Source organism: Rhizobium sp. N324 (assembly GCF_001664485.1).
Classification (GTDB): Bacteria; Pseudomonadota; Alphaproteobacteria; order Rhizobiales; family Rhizobiaceae; genus Rhizobium.
Map to the genome: position 1 here is coordinate 2694579 of NZ_CP013630.1, position 21241 is coordinate 2715819.

The 21241-nt window shown below is 63.0% G+C and carries 21 protein-coding genes and 1 pseudogene; 8 read left to right on the forward strand and 14 right to left on the reverse strand.

Going from position 1 to position 21241, the window contains the following annotated elements:
* Positions 1-55: 55 nt before the first annotated feature.
* The 3 genes from AMK05_RS13010 to AMK05_RS13020 all read right to left on the reverse strand — a co-directional run bounded on the left by AMK05_RS13010 (position 56) and on the right by AMK05_RS13020 (position 3580).
* Positions 56-607 (reverse strand): DUF924 family protein, encoded by a 552-nt coding sequence (locus tag AMK05_RS13010; protein WP_064838983.1) that lies wholly within the window; start codon positions 605-607, stop codon positions 56-58.
* A 268-nt stretch (positions 608-875) separates the two neighbouring features.
* The gene (locus AMK05_RS13015) at positions 876-1940 is read right to left on the reverse strand and encodes a sensor histidine kinase (RefSeq protein WP_064838985.1); all 1065 of its coding nucleotides are present in this window, start codon (positions 1938-1940) and stop codon (positions 876-878) included.
* Between the two features lie 194 nt (positions 1941-2134).
* Positions 2135-3580: an MFS transporter gene (locus tag AMK05_RS13020; RefSeq protein WP_064838988.1), complete on the reverse strand. Its 1446-nt coding sequence runs from the start codon at positions 3578-3580 to the stop codon at positions 2135-2137.
* Positions 3581-4027: 447 nt separating this feature from the next.
* Between AMK05_RS13020 and AMK05_RS13025 the strand changes: the two genes are divergently transcribed.
* A complete protein-coding gene (locus AMK05_RS13025) occupies positions 4028-5656 on the forward strand; it encodes a dihydroxyacetone kinase subunit DhaK (protein ID WP_064838990.1) in 1629 nt (542 codons plus the stop codon).
* A gap of 73 nt (positions 5657-5729) precedes the next feature.
* Here the strand turns inward: AMK05_RS13025 and AMK05_RS13030 are convergent, their stop codons facing one another.
* Positions 5730-6689, reverse strand: a complete 960-nt coding sequence (locus AMK05_RS13030; protein WP_064838992.1) for an acetylxylan esterase — start codon at positions 6687-6689, stop codon at positions 5730-5732.
* Between the two features lie 59 nt (positions 6690-6748).
* Here AMK05_RS13030 and AMK05_RS35555 point away from each other — a divergent pair.
* A pseudogene (locus AMK05_RS35555) lies at positions 6749-6832 on the forward strand (GntR family transcriptional regulator); the annotation flags it as partial.
* Between the two features lie 15 nt (positions 6833-6847).
* Here the strand turns inward: AMK05_RS35555 and AMK05_RS13035 are convergent.
* A complete protein-coding gene (locus AMK05_RS13035) occupies positions 6848-7243 on the reverse strand; it encodes a Rap1a/Tai family immunity protein (RefSeq protein WP_064838994.1) in 396 nt (131 codons plus the stop codon).
* A 565-nt stretch (positions 7244-7808) separates the two neighbouring features.
* On the opposite strand from AMK05_RS13035, the gene AMK05_RS13040 reads away from it, so the two are divergent.
* From AMK05_RS13040 to AMK05_RS13050, 3 genes are all read left to right on the forward strand, one after another.
* The gene (locus AMK05_RS13040; RefSeq protein ID WP_064838996.1) at positions 7809-8567 is read left to right on the forward strand and encodes a siderophore-interacting protein; all 759 of its coding nucleotides are present in this window, start codon (positions 7809-7811) and stop codon (positions 8565-8567) included.
* Positions 8568-8703: 136 nt separating this feature from the next.
* Positions 8704-9201: a MarR family winged helix-turn-helix transcriptional regulator gene (locus tag AMK05_RS13045; protein ID WP_064838998.1), complete on the forward strand. Its 498-nt coding sequence runs from the start codon at positions 8704-8706 to the stop codon at positions 9199-9201.
* Between the two features lie 27 nt (positions 9202-9228).
* Positions 9229-9648, forward strand: coding sequence for an NUDIX hydrolase (locus AMK05_RS13050; RefSeq protein ID WP_064841362.1), 420 nt, complete (start codon positions 9229-9231; stop codon positions 9646-9648).
* Between the two features lie 26 nt (positions 9649-9674).
* Here the strand turns inward: AMK05_RS13050 and AMK05_RS13055 are convergent, their stop codons facing one another.
* Positions 9675-10721, reverse strand: a complete 1047-nt coding sequence (locus tag AMK05_RS13055; RefSeq protein WP_064839000.1) for a DUF3095 family protein — start codon at positions 10719-10721, stop codon at positions 9675-9677.
* A gap of 107 nt (positions 10722-10828) precedes the next feature.
* On the reverse strand, positions 10829-11224 hold the full coding sequence (locus tag AMK05_RS13060; protein ID WP_064839003.1) for an Ohr family peroxiredoxin: 396 nt from the start codon (positions 11222-11224) through the stop codon (positions 10829-10831).
* A 256-nt stretch (positions 11225-11480) separates the two neighbouring features.
* Here AMK05_RS13060 and AMK05_RS13065 point away from each other — a divergent pair, with 256 nt between their 5' ends.
* Positions 11481-12278 carry a class I SAM-dependent methyltransferase gene (locus AMK05_RS13065; RefSeq protein ID WP_064839005.1) on the forward strand — a complete coding sequence of 266 codons (798 nt, stop codon included), beginning with the start codon at positions 11481-11483 and terminating at the stop codon, positions 12276-12278.
* 14 nt (positions 12279-12292) lie between these two features.
* Here the strand turns inward: AMK05_RS13065 and AMK05_RS13070 are convergent, their stop codons facing one another.
* The 4 genes from AMK05_RS13070 to AMK05_RS13085 all read right to left on the reverse strand — a co-directional run bounded on the left by AMK05_RS13070 (position 12293) and on the right by AMK05_RS13085 (position 16793).
* Positions 12293-12913: a hypothetical protein gene (locus AMK05_RS13070; protein WP_064839008.1), complete on the reverse strand. Its 621-nt coding sequence runs from the start codon at positions 12911-12913 to the stop codon at positions 12293-12295.
* 109 nt (positions 12914-13022) lie between these two features.
* A complete protein-coding gene (locus AMK05_RS13075) occupies positions 13023-13370 on the reverse strand; it encodes a hypothetical protein (protein ID WP_064839010.1) in 348 nt (115 codons plus the stop codon).
* 137 nt (positions 13371-13507) lie between these two features.
* Positions 13508-14821 carry an extensin-like domain-containing protein gene (locus AMK05_RS13080; protein ID WP_064839012.1) on the reverse strand — a complete coding sequence of 438 codons (1314 nt, stop codon included), beginning with the start codon at positions 14819-14821 and terminating at the stop codon, positions 13508-13510.
* Between the two features lie 151 nt (positions 14822-14972).
* A complete protein-coding gene (locus AMK05_RS13085; protein WP_064839014.1) occupies positions 14973-16793 on the reverse strand; it encodes a methyl-accepting chemotaxis protein in 1821 nt (606 codons plus the stop codon).
* A gap of 286 nt (positions 16794-17079) precedes the next feature.
* Between AMK05_RS13085 and AMK05_RS13090 the strand changes: the two genes are divergently transcribed.
* Complete coding sequence (locus tag AMK05_RS13090) at positions 17080-17466, forward strand: acyl-CoA thioesterase (RefSeq protein ID WP_064839016.1); 387 nt, start codon at positions 17080-17082, stop codon at positions 17464-17466.
* Positions 17467-17840: 374 nt separating this feature from the next.
* Here the strand turns inward: AMK05_RS13090 and AMK05_RS13095 are convergent, their stop codons facing one another.
* Both AMK05_RS13095 and AMK05_RS13100 read right to left on the reverse strand, forming a co-directional pair.
* Positions 17841-19025, reverse strand: a complete 1185-nt coding sequence (locus AMK05_RS13095) for a DUF1501 domain-containing protein (protein WP_064839018.1) — start codon at positions 19023-19025, stop codon at positions 17841-17843.
* Between the two features lie 114 nt (positions 19026-19139).
* Positions 19140-20651, reverse strand: coding sequence for a DUF1800 domain-containing protein (locus AMK05_RS13100; RefSeq protein WP_064839020.1), 1512 nt, complete (start codon positions 20649-20651; stop codon positions 19140-19142).
* Between AMK05_RS13100 and AMK05_RS35975 the strand changes: the two genes are divergently transcribed.
* Positions 20650-20772, forward strand: a complete 123-nt coding sequence (locus AMK05_RS35975; RefSeq protein WP_257784950.1) for a hypothetical protein — start codon at positions 20650-20652, stop codon at positions 20770-20772. The two genes, AMK05_RS13100 and AMK05_RS35975, sit on opposite strands and share 2 nt — an antisense overlap.
* A 96-nt stretch (positions 20773-20868) precedes the next feature.
* On the opposite strand, the gene AMK05_RS13105 is transcribed toward AMK05_RS35975, so the two are convergent.
* Positions 20869-21216 (reverse strand): DMT family protein, encoded by a 348-nt coding sequence (locus AMK05_RS13105; RefSeq protein WP_007629759.1) that lies wholly within the window; start codon positions 21214-21216, stop codon positions 20869-20871.
* Positions 21217-21241: the final 25 nt, after the last annotated feature.

Sequence of the window (21241 nt, forward strand, 5' to 3'; positions counted from 1 at the left end):
TCCAGCTTTTCCTAGCAAAGAAAGGCGACAGGATGGCGGAAACTCCTGGAAAGGCTCAGAAACCGGCGCCGGGCTTGGAGAGATAATCGCGCTCCCCGGCCGTCGACTCCCGTCCGAGCATCGCATTGCGGTGTGGAAAGCGGCCATAGGCGGCGATCACGTCGCGGTGGCGGATCGCATAATCCAGATATTCCGCATCGCCGAGCGCACTGAACAATGCCACCGAGCGTTCCTGCTCGCCAAGGTCTTCGGCATGTTCGAAGGGCAGATAGAAGAAGGTGCGGCAGGCGGTCTCGACCGCCTGGTCGGCGCCGGCGGCAAGCGCGAGCTTGGCCTCTCGAAGCGCCAGCCAGTCGGTGGCGAAGGCAAGCGGCGTGCCGCGATAAATGTTGCGGGAAAACTGGTCGAGCACGATGATGGCCGCGAGCCGGCTTTCCGCATCGGCCCGCCATTCGTCACCGATGCCTGCGGCAAGGGTAAGATGCGTCTCGCGAAAACCCTCGCGGATCTCGGCGTCGAGTTCCGCCGGCGGCCGGAACCAAAGCTCCCGGCCGCATCGGACGAACCAGAAATCGTAAACTTCCTGCGGCGTACGGATCGTCATCATGTTCGCCTTCCCTAACGTTAAGCCTCTTATATCACTCTAGTAAGATGTTGGAGAAATTGGACAATGATGTGCCAAGCGGCCCCTCATCCGCCTGCCGGCACCTTCTCCCCGCGCGCGGGGCGAAGGGGGATCGCCGCAAGCTTTCCGTCCCCACTCACCTCTCGTATGGCACGTCCCCTCTCCCCGTCAGAACGGGGAGAGGGTTAGGGTGAGGGGCAGACTTCTTGAAATATGGCCGCCATTGCGCAAAATTCTGCTGCGCAAAACCCTACTTCCCCTCGCTCAACGAAAACACCAGCGTCGCCTTCGTCCCGTCATGTCCGGGATCATAGGCTAGATCCGATTTCAAGCTCGCGGCCATGGCCGTCAGAATACGCGCGCCGAGCCCCGTTCCCCGCGCCGGGCTCTCCGGATCGAACCCTGCCCCATCATCCTCGACGACAACCCTCAGCGCCTCGTCCGTCTGATCGACAAAGACGCGGATCTCGCCCGGCACGCTGTCCGGATAGGCATATTTGAAGGCATTGGTGACGAGTTCGCTGACGATCAGCCCGAGCGTGATCACCTTGTCGGTCGCCAGATTGACCGGTTCAGCGGTCAACACGATGCGGTGCGGCCGCTTGTCGTCGCGCATCGAGGCTTCGAGTTCGGTCAGCAGACTGTCCAGATATTCGTCGACCTGCACCGAGCCGACCTGCCGGTTGGTATAGAGCCGGCGGTGCACGCTGGCGATGGCGTTGATGCGCATCTGCGTTTCGTGCAGCGCATCGATCGCCACCTGATCCTTGGTCATCGAGGATTGCATGCGGATCAGCGCGCCGACCAGACCGAGGCTGTTGGCGATGCGGTGATTGACCTCGGCAAGCAGCATTTCGGCAAGATCGCGCTGCTGGCGGATCACCTCCTGCGCCTGCGCCGTCTCGCGGCGAAAACGCGCCCGCTCCAGCGCCTGTTCCAGGGCGGCGGCGAGCAGGTCGAAATAATCGGCCGAGATCCCCTTGAGCATGTAATCGTCGGCGCCGGCCTTGAGCGCCGCGACCGCGATGCTGGTATCGTCCGAGCCGGTCGCGTAAATGACCGGCGGATGATCCGGCTGCGCCATGATGCAGGGCAGAATGTCGAGGCCGATCTCGTCAGCCAGGACATGATCGAGCACCACGGCGTCGAAGCCGCCTTCGCCGAGCCTGGCAAGGCCGGCAGCACCGTTCGGCGCCCATTCGACCGAAAAGCCCCGCCGGCTCAGATTCTTCTGCATCAAGAGGGCGAGCCCCTCATCGTCATCGATATAGAGGATGTGGATCAGGGCATCCGCATCGCCGCTAGAATTGCTCATTCCGTCTCCCGGCTTTCTCTCACAGCGACGACCGCCGGTAAGCGTCCGAGTCGTCCGCATGGCAATGTCGTATTGCATTGGCCGCCTGCGGTAAACAGCGGCGCCCTTGTCGCCGGCGGCACAGAGGGAGGATGTCGGGAAGCCGGAAATGAAATGCCGAAACACCGCGCGGCCCGATGGGTTCCGCCGGCGGGTTAACTTTCCCGAAATTTCCGATGACCGGATACTTCGGCCCCCGCCTCAGCCGGCAATTGCAGGAAGCGCAATGACGACATGACGCCGATCGCGCCGACCACGACGAAAGCCCAACGGAAATCGGCAAGCGCAGGATTGTCGGCGCCCCTGAGAGCCGAGGCGATATTGAGCACGGCCGCCGCCACCGCGACACCGAGCAGCATCGACGCCTGCTGCAGCATGCTCGACAGCGTCGAGGCGGAGCTGCGCTGTGCCGGGCCGATATCGGCGAAGGCGAGCGTGTTCAGCGCGGTGAATTCCATCGACCGCGACAGGCCGGCCAGGAAAAGCAGCGCATAAATGACAAACTGCGGCGTATCCGGCGACAGGAAACCGCAGGCGGCGATCGAAAGCGCGGCGATCAGCCCATTGAGCACAAGCACCGTGCGGAAGCCGAAGAAGCGCAAGAGGGGCGTCGTCACCGTCTTCATGCCGAGATTGCCGAGGAAATAGACGAGCAGATAGGTGCCGGCGGCAATCGAGCTCAGCCCGAAACCGAGCTGGAACAACAGCGGCAGCAGGAACGGCGTCGCATTGATCGCCACCCGGCAGGCCGTGCCCGCCGACAGCGTCGACATCGAGAAGGTCTGGACGCGGAAGGCCGACAGGTCGAGCAGCGGATTGTCGACGGTGAGGAAATGCCGGGTCGCCATCACAGACAGCACGATACCGGCTGCAAGCATGAGCAGGACCGGCAAAAGCCCGCCGTCCCATTTGACCGAAAGCTCCAGGGCGGCGAGCAGAAAGGTCAGACCTGCAGCGCTCAGAACGAAGCCGACGAGATCGAGCCGGCCGGGATCGGTTTCGCGCTGCTCCGGCACGAAGCGCAGCACCAACCCCATACCGAGAATGCCGATCGGAATATTGATGAGAAAGTTCCAGTGCCAGCTGGCATAGGTGGTGATGACGCCGCCGAGCACCGGGCCGACCACAGGTGCGGTCAGCGCCGGCCAGGTGATCAGCGCGATCGCCTGGACGAGTTCGGATTTACGGGCGTTCTTCAGCACGATGATGCGCCCGACCGGCGTCATCAGCGCGCTGCCAGCACCCTGGACGGCGCGCCAAAGCACGAATTCCGTGAGGCTGCCGGAGAGCCCGCAAAACAGCGAGGCCGCGGTGAAGACGGCGATCGACATCAGGAAGATACGGCGCGCGCCGAACCTGTCGCCGAGCCAGCCCGACAGCGGAATGAAGGCGGCCATCGTCAGCATGTAGACGGTGATGCCAATGCTCATCGACACCGGCTGGACGTCAAAGCTTGCCGCCATCTGCGGCAGCGAGGTGGCGACGATCGTGCCGTCGAGGATCTGCATGAAGAAGGAAACGGCAACGACCAGCGCCACGATCTTCGCCTGGCGGCCGCTTGCCGCCTCTTGCTCATTCTCGCTCGTCTCTGCCGTTGCCATCGATCTGCCAATGAAAATTCTGGATACCGCGGCAGGAAACAGGAAGGAAGCCGATCGGAGATCTGCCGCGCGGGGATACGCGGAAGAGCCGCGCACTGGGTGCATACCCTCGTTGCTTCAGGCTGGAAAGGCTAAATCTCGCACTGCGCGGGATATTCCCGGCGCGGCGGGCCGCGTAAGAAAAAGGCCCCGCCGGAGCGAGGCCAAGTTTGAACCGCTCCCGGGAAAACAGGAGCGGCGTGACGTCCATAGCCTGAGGTACGTTGCGCAGCGAGGCCAGATTTCGCTGTATCGGTACGCCTGCGAAGGAAATTTAACGATTCGGCAAAGTATCCCTTGCCTCAGTCGTCACTGCGGTAACCGGTTTTTCGCAAAGGCGGTGGACAGCGCCGCTTGCCGGCGGCAAAAAGGCAGGGCGACGCAAACCAACGAACGAGGTCTCAGTCGATGAAACATTTCTTCAATCGCCGGGAAACGATCGTCACCGAAGCCCTGGACGGCCTGCTTCAGACGAGCGCTAAGGGCCGTCTTGCCCGCCTCGACAGCTTTCCCGACATCAAGGTGATCCTGCGCGCCGACTGGGACAAGTCGAAGGTGGCGATCATCTCGGGCGGCGGCGCCGGCCACGAGCCCTCGCATGCCGGCTTCGTCGGCAGGGGCATGCTGACTGCCGCCGTCTCGGGCGAGATCTTCGCCTCGCCGAGCGTGGATGCGGTGCTGACGGCGATCCGGGCGGTGACCGGGCCGAGCGGCGCCCTGCTGATCGTCAAGAATTACACCGGCGACCGCCTGAATTTCGGCCTTGCCGCCGAAAAGGCCCGCGCCGAAGGCTTCGACGTCGAGATGGTCATCGTCGCCGACGATATCGCCCTGCCCGGCATCAACCAGCCGCGCGGCGTCGCCGGCACGCTGTTCGTCCATAAGATCGCGGGCTACCACGCCGAACGAGGTGAAGACCTGAAGACGGTCGCAGCTCGGGCCAGAGGTGCCGCCGGCGATATCGTCTCGCTCGGCATGTCGCTTTCCACCTGCAGCGTGCCCGGCCAGACCCATGAGGATCGTCTCGGCGCCGACGAGGGCGAACTCGGCCTTGGCATCCATGGCGAGCCGGGCGTCGAGCGCATCACGCTGCAGCCGGTCGCCGATATCGTCGCCACCATGTCAGCCCGCCTCTCCGCAACGCTTGGCGATGTCGGCGATCATGCGCTGCTGATCAACAATCTCGGCGCCGTGCCGCCGCTCGAAATGGCGGTCATCGCTCACGCCGTGCTCTCCTCGCCGCTTGGCCGCCGCACCCGCCTGATCATCGGCCCGGCACCTGTCATGACCGCGCTCAACATGAACGGTTTCTCGCTGTCGCTGATCCCACTCGATGCCGAGCGTAAGGCGGCGCTGACGGCCGATGTCGAACCGCATGCCTGGATGCCCGCCGTCGAGCGCCATGAGATCGAGATCATTGCCGCGCCGAGGACGGCCAACAGCAAAGCGGAAGCCGGCGAGAATTCCCATAATCGCCGCCTGATCACCGCACTCTGCGAGCATCTGATTTCGCTGGAAGACGAGCTCAACCGCCTGGACGCCCGCGTCGGCGACGGCGATACCGGCTCGACGGTGGCAACGGGCGCCCGCAGCCTGCTCACTCGCCTCGACACGCTGCCGCTCGACCGGCCGCCGGAAACCCTTGCCGCGATCGGCGATATCCTCGGCACCAGCATGGGCGGATCGAGCGGCGTGCTGCTGTCGATTTTCTTCACCGCGGCGGCCAAGGCGATGGCTGACAAATCGGATATATCGGCAGCTCTTCTCGCCGGCCTCGAGCGGATGACCTTCTACGGCGGAGCCGAAGTCGGTGACCGGACGATGGTCGACGCGCTCTCGCCGGCGCTGCATGCGCTCGCCTCCGGCGATGTCGAAGAAGCCGCAAAAGCGGCGGCATCAGGCGCGGAATCGACGAAGGCGATGACCAGGGCAAGAGCCGGACGTTCCTCCTATGTCGGCGAAAGGGATCTTGCCGATGTCGCCGATCCCGGCGCTGCCGCAGTCGCCGCGGCCTTCGCCGTGGTGGCGAGCCTTTAAACGTCAAGCGCAGCCATCTTCCGCCAGGCGCCGGTGCGATGAGCGCGGCCGTACCGGCGCAGATATTCGCGGTTCATGGCACTGTGAAAAACTGTCCGATCTTGTCGCGGAGAACCGCCTCTTGCTCGGCACGTCCAGGGGCGTCGAAATGCCCGGCGTCCAGGATGAAGATTTCATTGAACTTCGGCATCGAATTGGCGACGGCGAACTGGCAGGGCGGGGCGACGGCAGGATCGAAAAGCGCCACTGCCGTCAGCATCGGCACCTTGATCCGCCGCGCGGCGGTCGCGGCATCGTAGAAGCTGAGCGTCTCCAGCACATTTCCATGTTCCGCCTGATATTCCTGCACCGATTGCGCGCTGCCGACGCTCGGCAGCGTGAGGCGCAGCGGCTGATGCCCGAAGCTCGGAAGTGCCAGATGGCCGCGATCGATGCGGTCATCATAGGCGATCGCCATCGCCCCGACGCCGCCGCCGAAGCTGATGCCGCTATAGCCGACATGCCCTGAAAGCCAGGGATACAGCGCGACGAGCGTCGAGACGGCAAGCCAGATATCCTCGACGCAGCCGCCGATGATATAGGAATCCTTCTTGTCGATATCGTGCAGCACATGCCAGGACGGGTTCTGCGAAATCGGCGGATGGGCACTCAGCGACAATCCGCGGCAGCAGGGAAAGATGAGCGCCGCGTCCTTCACCGGCAGATCGAAATCCGGTCTGTCCCGTCCGCCGTAACCGTGGCTCACGACAAGGCCGCGCCGCACCTCCCCCTGACGCGGCAGCATCAGCCAGCCGCCGATCCGGAACGCGTCCGTGGAGCGATAGACGAGGTCGAGCACATGCCAATCGGGATGGGTAAGTTCGCTCCGGAACAGCACCGGCTGCGGATCGACCGTCAGCGCCTTGCGATACCGCGCCTGCCAGAACGCGTCGAAACCATCAGGCTCCTCCGGCGGCTCGATCGCCAGCAGGTCTTCGAGCTGCATGCCGTAGGTGGGATCGAAGGCGAAGGGATGTGTCGTCGGAATACTCATCGGGCTTTGTCCCGTGAAACGGCCAGCTGCGCAAGACATGCTATCTTGACGGTCGAACCGACGGCGAAATGGCCTCGCGCCGCATGCGCGCCTACATACTGAACGCCGCCGCCTCGCTCAGCCGTTTCCTCGAAGTCGGCGAGCTGGTGTGTTTTCCCCTAGGGAAGCGGGCAGTGGTATTTATAGTGAACCAAAGTCATCATCAGCTCGTCGCCGGTCGCTTCGCGTATGCCGGGATTCTCTTCCAGGAACGTGCAGAGCGTATTGCCGATCGCTTCCGCCGTGATTCCCTCGGGGATACAGACGTTGACGCCAACGGCAATTGCAAAATGCGCCGAGTTCACCATCCTGCTGGGTCGGGGAGCGGCTTCGGTAAAAATGCGACGGGCGAGATACTCGTCACTATTCCATTTGTCCAACCAACCGGCAACATATCCGACGACAAACTGCCGGGATCCGCTGCAATCAGAATAGAGTATGTTGCCGCTGGATAGTCCGGCGGGAATCTTTGCTGAAACCGTTGCCAACAGCGTGGCGATAAGAATCCCCGACATCACAGCTCCCAAGCTCTCGATGGCGCGGAGCTTCGATCGGGAAAGTGTCGGAAATGAGCTTCAAAAGTGTTATCTTTTTTGCCGCATTCAAAAGTTGAAATTAGCTGCAACTTGTGTGCTTGCGAAGTCGACAAAACACCGCTGAGGGGGAGATGGCCCGGCCCTCTCCTTCGGTGCCTGTCACAGGAATCCAGCCACCGCGTGTCCACGCGCTGATTGAACTTACGACACTCCCGCTCGAAGGAGATTTCGAGTTCGAGAATGGTCGGCGCCCGGAGGCTCCTGGTGGGAAAATTGATGAACGGCCCGGTCTGCTTTCGCCTGACCGGCCGACAGTGCCCGGGCGTACCGGCTCCTGAAAGTAAACCTTCGGCAATGATCAGGTTTCCCAGCTTTCTTGCCGTTGCGCATACAGCCGCTCTCAGCTACATCATCCCCGTCAATGGCCGGGTCACCCGGCCACGTAAGCGTTAACGTCACTCAACGCGTATGATCGAACGGCTTTGCGGCTTCGATCTGCGCGACTGTGTCCTGCGGATCGAGCTCCAAAAGCTCCTGAGGACACATGGAAGAGCAGACTTCACCGGCCCCCGGCATCGAGCGGGTGCGCCACGAGACGCGCCGGCGCGCACTGACGGTTGAAAGCGTCGTCGATATCACCCCCGGCATGCGCCGCATCACCCTGACCGGCGACGATCTTGCCGATTTCACCAGCCTTGCCCCCGACGACCACATCAAGATCTTCGTCCCCGCCGCCGATGGCGGAGAGGAACGCCGTGACTACACGCCGCGCCGTTATGACAATGCCGAGCGGAGATTGACCATCGACTTCGCCCTGCATGAGGCAGGCCCGGTGACGCAATGGGCGATCGGCGCAGGCCTCGGCGACAGACTTGAGATCGGCGGGCCAAGAGGCTCCGCCATGGTCTCGAAGGCAGTGACCAGGTGGCTGCTGATCGGCGACGAAACGGCGCTGCCGGCGATCGGCCGCCGGATCGAGGAGAGTGCGGCCGGAACGCTCATCACAGCGATCGCCGCCGTCAGCGGCCCGCAGGACGAGCAGACCTTCGACACCCGCGCCGAGCTTAACATCCATTGGGCGCACCGGCCTCTCTCTGAGGCAACCGATGCCGCGGCACTCCTGAAACTGCTGCGTGCGGTCGATATCCAGCCGGAAACATTCATCTGGGTCGCGGCGGAAGCCGCGGTGACGCGCGATATCCGTGCCTATCTGTTGACGGAACGGGGCTACCCGCTGAGCTGGATCAAGGCATCCGGCTACTGGGTGTTCGGCAAGGCCGATACGACGGAGAAGTTCGGCTAACCCACGCCGATGCTGGCCGCCGCTCCTCAAGCTGGGGCGACGGCCGGACACGCTGCTCGAAAACGCCTGGAGACATTGCGATTTAATCGGATGCGATGTATATATCCTGATCATCAGAGCTATGACAGGATTCCCCATGCCCACCGCCAAAACCGCGAAACAGCCGGAGATGCCTGCGCTCGACGCCCCAGGCGCGGACGGCAGGAAGCTTTCGAATTTCCTATGCTTTGCCGTCTATTCGGCCAACCTCGCCTTCGGCCGCGCCTACAAGCCGATCCTGGACGCGCTCGGCCTGACCTACACCCAGTATATCGCCATGGTGGCCCTCTCGGAGCAGGACGACCAGACGGTCAGCATGCTGGGGGAAAAACTGTTTCTCGAATCCAACACGCTGACGCCCATTCTCAAGAAGCTGGAGGCGGTCGGTTTTATCACCCGCCATCGTGATCCCGCCGACGAACGCCAGGTGCGTGTCAGCCTGACGCCGGCGGGACGCGCAATTCTCGAAACCAATCCCGGCTCCTCCCTGACCGACGCTACCGGCCTCGGCGACGATTTCCCCATCGTACAGAAATCGGTGACGCGGCTGCGCGACAACCTGTTGCGGGCGCAGGCCGAACCGGAAAAATCGTGATCGCGGCCCATGTCGGCACTCGGTGACATGCCCGAGATCGCAATCGGCGCCTTGATTGGGAAGGGGGCCGTTCTTCTCGCAAGGCGAAGCTCGGAGCGCAGGACCCACCCGGATCGATGGAGCCTGCCGGGCGGTCATGTCGAAGACGGCGAAGATGCCGAGACGGCAATGCGCCGGGAATTGCTGGAAGAAATCGGCGTGACGCCGCAGCGCTGGCTATTTACCGGAAAATTCATTTCGGAAAGCCCGCCCGGGTCATTCGCCACCTTCCATGTCTATCACGTCGACCGATGGCACGGCTCTCCGCGACTTATCGGTGACGAACACACCGGGCTCAGATGGTTTACTGCCGCCGAGATCGAATGCGAAACCGAGCTGGCGCCGCCGCAACTTGTTGAAATGCTCCTAAACCTGCTCAGGCCGAAAACGAGCCAACAGGCATGGTGATCGAGCAGACGTGGCGCCGCCTTAGCCTATAGCGCCAGTTGCGGGACCACCTCCCGACGTGCGCCCTCCTCCATCATCTCGGCCGCCCTGGCATAACCGCCGCCCATTCCGTCGAGGAAATGCAGGTGTGAATCCGGCCGGCCCGACGGCACGAGGCAGGTCATCAGCGCATGCGACTGCCGGTGCAGCCCGAAATCAATCTCGCCGCGCGCCCGTGCCGCAACGAGGATGGCTTCGACGGCGTCGATCTGGTCCGGCGCGCAGTCGAGCGTCAGCCGTAGCCCGTCGTCGAACTTGCGGAAATCGGAATTGGAGGCGACCTCCGACCAGCGTATTGCGCTGACCTGCTTCGCACTCCCCCTGGCTATCGCCGTCTCGCCGAAATACGGGCGGGACCGGCGCGGCGCGGCATCGAAAACCGCAAGCACGCGCTTCGCCAGCGCCGCAAAGACCTCCGGGCGCGTCTGGTCGCGCGGCTCGACCAACAACGACAGGATCTCGCCGCGCTGGCTCGGGAACGGCGCCCAATCGCAGCTCAAGCCCGTCAGGTCAGGCCGCATCGTATAACGGCCGGGCTTCACCAGAAAGCGGCCGCTCTTGATCTGCTGTTCCGCCCATTTGAGCCCACCGCCGGCAAACATCGCATAGGTCGCGCTCTCGGAAGCGGCATAGCGCGCGATCCTGACATCGCGCCCGTTCGCGCGGATATCACCGACCGTGACGAGCCCGACGCGCAGGTCGAGATGAAGATCGGTTCTGGCGAAGCCCGCGACATCACGCAACGCCGAGGTCGCGGCCATGATGCCGTTCGCCGGCAAGGCGAAGGCTGCTCCGTCTCCGCGAAACACGAAGGGAAAGTCGAACGAACCCCAGGCGTTGCCGAGGGCGGCGATGATCGATGCGCCGGCATAATTGACGTCTTCATAGCGTCCCGCGCGGATCGCCGCGGTCGAGTTGACGACGTCGGTGATGCCGATCAGCCAATCGTCAGGCAGCGGCTCGTAGACCTCGGGATCGAGCACCAGCGAAAACTCGTCATAGGCCCGGCGCGGCGCCGCGTGGCTGTTGATCATGGCACTTCCTCCGGATCGGCAGGGGTTGCTGCGAGTTCAGAAACGGGTCTGCCGCCGATCGGCAGACCCCCGCTTGAAGATGACGGCACGAGGCCGGCCCCTCCCGCTCAGATAAGCTTGGTTTCGACGTCGATATTGCCGTGGACCGCCTTGGAATAAGGGCAGATGCCATGGGCCGCCTCGATCAGCTCCTGTGCGATCTCGCGATCGATGCCTGCCAGGCTGACATTGAGCCGTGCACGCAGGAAGTATGAGCCGTTATCGCCGTTGAGCGTGATCTCGGCATCGACCTCGGGACCGGCAGGCAGCGTGATCTTCCGCTGCGCGGCGGCGAGTTCGATGGCGCCGATATAACAGGCCGACCAGGCGGCGCCGAACAGGTTTTCGGCCGCCGGATGCGGTTGTGGCAGCTTGATGTCGAGCGTGCCGTCGCTGCTGCGTGCATAGCCGTTGCGGCCGCCGGCGATGTGGGTCTTGCCTGCGAAAAGAAGCTTCTCAGTCATTGTCGTATCCTTTGGTTTGATCACTATTTATCGCATCCGCTTAAATCGGATGCGCTCTAATACGCCGCAGCGAATTTGCTGTCAACAACATTCCGATTTAATCGGATACGATTTATTTACTTGCAGACGGCAGACGTCCGGGGCGGGCCTGCAGGCAGGCTCGACCGGTTGCGCATAGTCACATCTTGTCCGGGAACGAAGCTCCCTATAGGCTCTCCTTTGAGCCAAGGCTTCACGAGGCAGGTGGAGAGTTCAGATGTCCTCCATAACCGAAGGCAATGCGGGACAATATGGCGACAGCCGCAAGCTCGCCGCCCGCGCCAGGCTTCATACCGAATACACCATCGCCGAAACGGGCTGGTTTCCGTGGGTTGCAGCGCGGCTGCCTTTGAAACCGGCAGATCGCGTCCTCGACGTCGGCTGCGGGCCGGCATGGTTCTGGGCGGCAACGGCGGGTCTGCTGCCGGAGAATCTGCAGCTGACGCTCGCCGACCTTTCGTCAGGCATGGTCGACGAGGCAGTGGCACGCTGCAGCGCACTGCCCTTCGCCTCCGTTCGAGGCTGCCAGGCCGATGCCGCGGCACTCCCCTTCGAAGACGGCGCCTTCGATTTCGTGATTGCCATGCATATGCTCTATCACCTGCCCGATCCCGCCGCCGGCATCGCGGAGATGGCAAGGGTGCTGAAACCGGGCGGCTTTCTCGCGGTCACGACCAACGGCATCGGCAACATGCGCGAGATCTATCGCCTGACGACCGTCTTCGGCAGCGCGCCGACCGACCCGGCCGCCGAAGCCTTTGGATATGACGCCGCCGAGCAGATGATGCGGTCGCAATTCGGAAACGTCGCCATGTCGCAGTATCCGGCAAGCATGCGGATCACCGAGCCGGAGGATGTCTTTCTGGCGCTGACTTCCTATCCGCCCGGCGAATGCGCCGATGAACTCCAGCTCTCCCGCTTCCGCCGGGCCATTGCCGATGCCTTCAGGCAAGAGGGCGGCGTGCTTGAGGTCAGCAAGGAGACCGGGCTGTTCCTCAGCAGGAAGCCGGCCTGATCGGATCGCTCCTTTCAGGATCGCGGCCGGCCGTCGTCGAACAGCGTGGCAAGCCACTGGTAGTATCGAGGCTGGTTGGTTTTGAGCTGGCTGCGTGAATAAGGCGGCCGGTCAATATCGCCGAACAGATAGACGCTTGCCGTCACAGCGAAGAATTCGCGGTCATTGCTCATCATATAGGAATTGCCCAGCCAGAGCGCCTGACCGCTATTGAAGAATTGTTTGATGTCGGAATTGCCAAATCCGCCCGGGAGCATCCGGTCGTTATAAGCATGGAGAAGCTCATGCAGGATGATCGGCTTGTCGGGCTCGAGCCCCCTGACGCGCAGGTCGATACCTGTCTTGCTGCTGTAATGGCCAGGCCCGAAACCCGCGGCAGCGGGATTGGCCCAGATCCGGATCGTCCGCATGAATTTGAGAATGTCGGGCTTCAGATCGACATGCTCGACGATGTCGAGCTGCCGCTTGACGGCCGTGACCATCTCCCGATCGGGTTCCGCACCCCTGGCATTGGTGAGATCGACCTGCCATCCGTGATAGTTGAAAACAAGCGCATCGGCCGCCGCCGTTCCCGTCGCTGCAATAGCAAAAGCGATGGCGGCACAAAGCGCCACGATCTTCGAAATCACTCGCACCGGCCCCTCCTCGGCATGTCCAGCACGACTGTCACACAGGCCACACGGCGGCACAACCGCGCGGTCACCGGCAGGACACCCGGAAAAGCGGATATTGCCGGAGCGGCGCTCAGACCTTCTCTTTCTTCTTGACCTTTTCCTTCGGCTCGACCGGCGCACCGGGCGTCGGCGCCAGAAGCTTGCGCAGCGATGCGATCTTGTCCTTCACCAGCGGCCGGAAGCGCGTCGCGCGATAAGGCATGTCTGCCGCGCCGTAACCTTCCGGCCCGTCGTCATTGCCGCGATGGATTTCCGCGAGCTTCACCCCGATGAACGTGCCGTCGATATAATGGGTGTATTCGCCCACCCAGCGGATCGTATAGATCTCGCCTTTGCGGATGAGCTGGTCGATGCTGACATGTTTGAAGGTGTCGTTGATGCAGACGACCTTCTGGCCGACATGGAAATCATAGCTCATGGATCCAACTCTCAAACGGCAATCCGCCCCGCCGCTCTATAGCGCGCGGAGCGGCCGGGATGAACCATTTTCTGCCAGCGGGCTTATTTGCCGCGACAACAGCCGCACCCGCGCCGCACGGTTCAAGGCAAAGCATATCAGTCGCAATAGACCTTGCCGCTCTTGCGGGAGCGAAGGTCGAAGTGGAAATGGTTCCAGTGTTCGGGGTTGCTGCCGGGGCCGAGCACGGTGTTGAAATAGCGGCAGCTGTCGGTGCGTACCGCCTTCAGCAGCCGACCCTCGCGCAGCGAGAATAGGCCCTTCTTGCGCACATCGATCTCGTGGCCGTTCTTCAGCACGAACTTGCCGACGTCGATGGCGTTGCCGCGGGCGTGTTCCGACATCGGATTGTATCGCTGCCGGCTATTGTTCATGCGGCGGCAGGAATAGCCGCCGAGCGGCTGGATCGTCCTGATGCCGCTCCAGTAGCGATACCGGGCCGACGGCGCCAGCTCGTTCTTCACCCATTTGGCGAAGGCGAGCGTCACCTGGCAGTTCAGCGTCACCGCCGGCTTCACGCCGATACTGCCGGAGAGGCCCTTCAGCGATACCGGATAGGGCACCTGGCAGGCCGGCCCGTTCGAGATCGGCGGCTTCTCGTCGAAGAGCACGCCCATACGCTTCAGCTCGCGCCGGCAGGCAAGCTCGGAGGCCGGCATGACGCTGGGATCGACGGGTGCCGCCGGCTCGCTCATCATCGGATTGTTCGGCCGCAGCATCGCGACCTCTTCGCTTTCGTCCTCTTCCGGAACGCGTGCCGGCGCCACCACAGGGCTGCCGTCGTTCCAGGCGGGCGCCCGGCTCATTTGCGCCTGTGCCGCCGGCTGCTGCATCGCCTGCGGCGCGGATTGGTTCAGCTGGGTCGGATTATCGGTGCCGATGCCATCGACGACGGGCTCGGTGGCGTTGCCCTCGGCGATCTGCTGCTGCTGCTCCTGCGCCAACCCGATGACGGGTTCAGCCCCGAGTTCGTCATCCATATTGACGCCGCCGGGAGGGATCGCAAGGTTCTTCGTGCCGCCCCAATTGCTGCTCGGCTGGCCCGCCGCCAACGCCTCATCGCTGTCGATCATCGGCAGCTTGCGCCCGTTCTGCGCCGCTGGTGCGGCGTGACCAGTGCCGGCAAGGTTCGGCGTGTCGAGATAATCGACGGAGCCTTGGCTGTTGCCGACCGGCGCATTGGAGACGGGATAGGAGGCCTGGCTTTCCGCGGGCGCCAGGCGCTCCGCACGCGCCATGCGCACAGAAGGCGCCATCCGCGCCGCCCCTCGCGACGGCGAGATCGAGCTGACCCTGGTTCCGCTGTCGACATTGGCCGGCGGCACCAGCCCATCGCTGATCGAACAGGTCGTTAGCGCCACCGAGAGCAGCAAGGGCAAAAGGGATCGCCGAGGAAAGGAAACAAACGCCATACTCTTATCGCTTCCGCAGGCCGACTGGGCAGTGACAGAAAAAACTCACTCCAATTTTAATTAAAAACGGTGAACGAAAACTTACCCGCACAATCTGAACGCGACGGAGATGAAAAAGGCCGCTTTCGCGGCCTTTGATATGTCGTTTAACTCACGCTGCCCGTGTGTACCGGGCTCCAGGCGATTGCCCTGCCCCGCGCAGCCGGAAATTCGAAAGCAGCGTCTTCAGCTGGGTGCTTTCGTCGGCAAGCGTGCGGCTTGCCGCCGTCGTCTCCTCGACCATCGCGGCATTCTGCTGCGTCATCTGGTCCATATGGTTGACGGAGCCGTTGATCTCGTGCAGTCCGGTCGACTGTTCGCGTGCCGCCGTCGCGATCGACGCGACGTGATCGTTGACCTGGTTGACCAGCGCCTCGATCTCCAGCAGCGCCTCGCCCGTCGAGCGCACCAGTGCCACCCCGCCCTCGACCTCCGTCGCCGACCGGCTGATCAGTTCCTTGATCTCCTTGGCCGCATTGGCCGAACGCTGGGCGAGTTCGCGAACTTCCTGCGCGACGACGGCAAAGCCGCGGCCCGCCTCGCCCGCCCGCGCCGCCTCGACGCCGGCATTCAGCGCCAGCAGGTTCGTCTGGAAGGCGATCTCGTCGATAACCGAGATGATCTGGTTGATCCGGCTCGAGGATTCCTCGATCCGGCCCATCGCCGTCACCGCATTGCGGACGATGTCGCCGGAGCGTCCGGCGCTCGCCTTGGTTTCGGCCACCATCTCGCGCGCCTCGTTCGCCCGCTCGGACGCCGTCTTGACCGTGGCGGTGATCTCGTCGAGCGCTGCCGCCGTCTCTTCAAGGGCGGCCGCCTGCTGTTCCGTCCGCTTCGACAGATTGCCGGTCGCTTCGCTGATATCGGAAGCGCTGTCGTTGACGACGCGGCTCGATTCGGCGATCGCGTGGATGACGCCGTTCAGCGCATCGACGGCGGCGTTGAAGTCCCCCCTCAGCTTGGCGTAATCCTCGCCGATATCGCCGATCGCAACCGTCAAGTCGCCGCCGGCTAGCTTTTCCAGGCCGACGCCGAGCGCCTGCATCGCGAGTGTCTGCCGCTCGGAAGCCGAACGCAGGCTTGCCTCGTTGCCGCGGCGCTCGTCCTCGATCTGCCGCTGCCTCTCGTCTTCCCGGCCACGCAGCGCGCTGCGCTCATCGACGGAATCACGCAGCACCAGCAGCGCCTTGGCCATCTGGCCGATTTCGTCGCGACGATCGCTGCCGGCGATTTCCACCGATGCTTCTTCGGCGGCGATCGCGTTCATCGCCGTCTTCAGCCGGGCGATCGGCACGGTGACGCTGCGCACGATGGCATAGGCGATGGCAATCGTGGCGGCCGCACCGAGTAGGCAGAGCACCGCCGCCCAGATCGCATTCTGGCGATAGAGGGCGGCAAGGTCGTCGGCATAGACGCCGGTGCCGACGATCCAGCCCCAGGGCTCGAAGCCGGCGACATAGGAATATTTCAGCACCGGCTCGTCGGCGCCCGGCTTCGGCCAGTAATAGTCAACGAAGCCCTTGCCGTCCTTCTTCACCTTGTTGACGAATTCGACGAACAGGAACTTGCCGTTCGGATCCTTCATCTGCGAAATGTCAGTGCCATTCAGCGCCGGCTTGATCGGATGCATCACCATTGTGGGATGCATGTCGTTGATCCAGAAATAGCCATCGGCGCCGTAGCGCATCGCGCCGATCACGTCCTTGGCGGCCGCCTGAGCCTGCTCGCGGGTCATGGTGCCCGCCTGCTCCATCTTGTAATATTTGTCGAAGATGCCGATCGCCGTCGCCTCCATCTTCTCCAGCCCCGCCTTCCGCTCCGCTTGCAACTCGGAATAGGAATAGTTCAGAAAGAACACCATCGTTGCCGCGAGCACCGCAAGGGTGAAGCCGACGAGGCAGTAAAGGCGGGTGGAAATCTTGATGTTGCGCATGAGGTTCCCGGCGATTCTTCTATGTGAAATCGCGCACATACTGAAGCAGCGGAATTACCGGAGCGTAAAGTTTAATGAGAAGATGATTAAATAACGTAAGGTGAGGCCTGGCCGACAGAAATCAAAGGCTTGAAATCGAATGAAATTTCAAACCTCAACGGCTGCAACATTTTTCCGCCAGCTGCCTGCAACGCCCTCTTATACCGTCTTTTACAGCCCATGGCCTTTGCACTAGGGTGCTCTGAAGGAATCGTCGGCCGATGCCGCACCATATGGAGACCCCTCAATGACTGACACTGCCAAGCCGAGAGGCGACCTGACGCTGCGCACGCTCGCCATGCCGGGTGATGCCAATCCGGCCGGCGATATCTTCGGCGGCTGGGTTATGGCGCAGATGGACCTTGCATCGGGCATCCGCGCCGCCGAGCGCGCCAGGGGCCGTGTCGTCACCGCCGCCGTCAAGGAGATGGCTTTCGAGTTGCCGGTCAAGATCGGCGATACGCTGTCTGTCTATACCGATATCGAACGCGTCGGCCGCACCTCGATCACTCTGATCGTCGAAGCCTGGGCGCATCGCGCCCGCTACGCCAAGATGGAAAAAGTCACCGCCGCCACCTTCATCATGGTGGCGCTCGACGAAGAGGGCAAACCGAAGATTGTCCCCGCGGAGTGACAAGTTAAGCCGGGGCTCAAGGGATGGAAACGGTCAGCTCGCCGGAGGTCTTCCTTCACATCAAGGAGGTGATGGGGTGAAACGCGGTCCCGCAAAGCGGGAGCAATCGATCCAGTGAATCGATTGCAGCGTCGAACGCCCTGAGCCAAGCGAAGGGCCGGGCAGCCGCTTGCTCCACAAACCTCCGTCCCAAGTTTGCGCCATCTCTCCAGCTTCATCCTGAGGCGTCCCGCAGGGGTCTCGAAGGACAAGGCTGGCCACCGCTTCGCCAAATGCCAAGGCTGGCGTGGCGCCAAGCCACCCGCCCCCGTGGTTCGAGACGGCCCTTCGGGCCTCCTCACCATGAGGGCTGGTCGGTGTGCCGTGCCGCTCACTCACCCCCGCAAAAACTGCGACCCCTTATCGAACCCCAGCCCCGGAAAGATCTTCCCCGTCAGATCATCCACGCCGACGTCGAACTGCCGATAGAGCATCGCCGCCGCTACCTCGCGCACATCCGCCGTCGGCATCAGGTCGCGGTCGTCGAGCAGTTGACCGTCGCCGAGCCCGGGCCACTTGCCGAGGATGCGGCCGCCGGATAACGCGCCGCCGGCAAGAAGGGAGCAGCCGCCGGTGCCGTGGTCGGTGCCGGCGGAGCCGTTCTGGCGGGCAGTGCGGCCGAATTCAGTCATCGCCAGCACCACCGTCTTTGCCCAGATCTCCGGCCCGAGCGTCGCCTTCAGCGTGTTGATCGCCTGCGCCAGATCCTGTGCCGGCCGCTTGAACTGGCTAGCCTGGCCGATATGCGTATCCCAGCCGGTGATCGAGAAACTGGCGATGCGGTAATCGCCCTTCAGCATGTTGGCGGCAAGCGCCGCCACATCGGCAACCTTCTCGCCGCGCTGGCCGTCCGGCTCGATCGTCATCGCAGCGGTATCGGCCCGCGTCGCCTCGGCAAGCGCTGCGGCAAACGGCGGATCGCCGGCATAAAGCCGCGCCAGGAACTGCATCTCGTCACGCGCCGGCGCCAGATTGGAATCCGACGCCCAGACATCGACGTCGTTCGGCCCGGAGAGGATCAGCTCGGTCGAGGTGTTGACGTCGATCGCCTTGCGCGCATCCGAGCGCGGAATGACTGCGAGCGCCCGGTTCAGCCAGCCGGTCTTTTCCTCGGCGACATGCTCACCGCCCGATTCCAGCATATCCTGACCGTCGAAATGGCTGCGCTGATCGCGATAGGGTGTCGACACCGCATGCACGAAGGCGAGCTCGCGGCTCTTCCAAAGCGGCATCAGATCGGCGGCTGCAGGATTGAGGCCGAAATACCCGTCGAGATCGAGAAGCCCGGTATCGGGCGTCAGCGCCAGCGTCGGGCGGAGCGCGGCAAAACCGGCGTCGCCATAAGGCTGCACCAGATCCAGCCCATCCATCGCGCCGCGCAGCACGATCGTGACGAAGCGCTTGTCGCCAGGCATCGCCGCGAAAGTGACTGGCGTGAAGACGGGAGCGGCGGCGAGACAGCAGGCTGAGGTCAGAAAGCCGCGGCGGGAAAGCGAGATCCGGTTCATCGACAGCGTCATGGGCGGGGCCTCCTGAGCAGGTTCCGGAAAGTGTCCGGCGGTTTTCCGGTCAGAACCTGCGGCAAAACAAATGAGCTAAGCAGACGAAGCGTTGGCTTGCCAACGAAAGTCTGCTTAGCGGCGGTTGAATTCGGGCGACGCCAATACCAGCGTCAAGCCGCTGATCTTGTTCGGCGCCTGCGACACCACTCGGATCGTCTCGTCGCGCGCGGCATCGGCCAGCGTCGATTTCAGGAATTCGCGCGGGTCCTCGTCGCGGCCGAACTGCGCAGAAGCGCGCCTTGCCCAGGCAAGCCGCTCGGCGAGCTGGCTGCCGGTGATCCAGGCGGAAAAGCCTTCCTCGAAACCAGCCGGGCTCGGCGGCAGCCAGGTCGGCTGTCCCATGCGCTTCAGCGCCCCCTGCCCCAGCGCCCGCGCCGTCCGGAAGGCCTTCAGACGCTTATCCCTCCCTTCGCCAGCAGGATCCGTCGTCACAGGCGATCCAGCCATGCCAGGCGTATTCGCCGCCATGTCGCCCTCCTCAGCGCCCTGCTGGTTGGCCGCCAGGAAGCTGCCGACGACACCGTTGACCGGTCCCGCATTCAGCGCCCTCAGACCCGCAACGACGTAGTCGAATGGCTGTCGCGCCTTGGCGCCTTCGTTCTGCCAGGCGGCGGGATGGTCGAGCATGGCGGCGTAGACGGCGGTGAGATCGCCATCCATCTTCTTCCAGACGGCCGCCATGTCGGACACCATGCCCTCGTCGGGCTGATCGGAAACGAAGTGAACTGCCAGCTTGCGGCTGATATGCGCCGCCGTTTTTGGATGGACGGAAAGATCGTCGAGCATATCGAGATAATCGTCGCGCGAGCGCTTGCGCCCGCCATAGCTGACGCCGAGCACCTCATGCACGCCGGGCTCGGAAATATTCGGCCGGAAGGCGATGTCCATCTCCTTGCGGTCGATGGTGAGCCCCGTCAGCACCATGGCCGCCGCCGTCACATCCGCCTGGCTGTAGCCGCTGCCGGCACCGAGCGTGTGCAGCTCCAGCAGTTCGCGGCCGAGATTTTCGTTCAGCCCCTTGTTGCGCTTGATGCCGCCGGCCGAATCCGGCCCGAGCGAATCCGCCTGGTCGAGATAGATCAGCATGGCCGGATGGGCCGTGGCGCTGCGCAGCAGATCACCGAACTTACCCGACATGAACGGCCGGATCGCCTCGGCCTCGTAGAGCGGCACGATGAGACGCATCGGCAGGCTCTTATTGGCGCTGGTGGAGAAATGATCGGTCCAGAAGGTCGAAAGCCGCTCGTAGAAGCCGTATGGCGACAGCACCGCCTGCATCAGCCGCAGGTTCGCATCGTGCTGGAATTGCTGCTGCGCTTGCCGCTGTACGCCCTTGCGCATCTCGCGCTGCGCCGTATCGTCGGTCACCGTCTTGGCGTCCTGGCGGATCTGCTTCAGCTGTGCCTGCAGGCTGAGGATCGCGCGATGGCGCGTCTCGGGACCGCCGAGCGGAAAGTCCGGCGTTGCCGCGGCCCCCTTGCTGAGCTGGCCGATCAGGTCGTCCTTGCTTTGCGGCGGCGCCTCACCCGGCCGGAAACCATAGCCGAACCGGATCGCCGCCATCGTCGGGAAAGAGAGGCTCATGGCCGGTCAACTCCTGATCACTGCTGAAGCAATTCCAGGAAAAGTGCGCAGCGGTTTTGCTGGAATTGCGCAAACAAAAGCACAGCATTTCAACAACTCGAAGAGAGCAGCAAATGCCTGATAGTGACAAGCTGCCAGCCGATTGCGACGCCAATCTGTAGGAAATGTGGCGATATCCGGACATGGACGATTTGTAATCTGTTGAAAAAACTACAATTTACGCCCGAAAGATGAAGGATGCTCCGATTGCGATCAGCGCAAAGCCGATCGCATGGTTCCAGGTCAGGTTCTCGCCGAGCCAGAAGATCGAGAAACCGGCAAAGACCAGCAGCGTGATCACCTCCTGCATCGTCTTCAGCTGCGCCGTCGTATAGACCGCCGAACCGATACGGTTGGCCGGCACCGCCAGGCAATATTCGAAGAAGGCGATGCCCCAGCTGACGATGATGGCAAGGAAGATGGCGCTGCTCTTATGCTTAAGATGCCCATACCAGGCAAAGGTCATGAAGATGTTGGAGGCAAACAGCATGACGACAGGCCAAAGGGCGGCGGGAGAAAAGGACATGGAGTAACTCGGGCTTCGGAGGGGA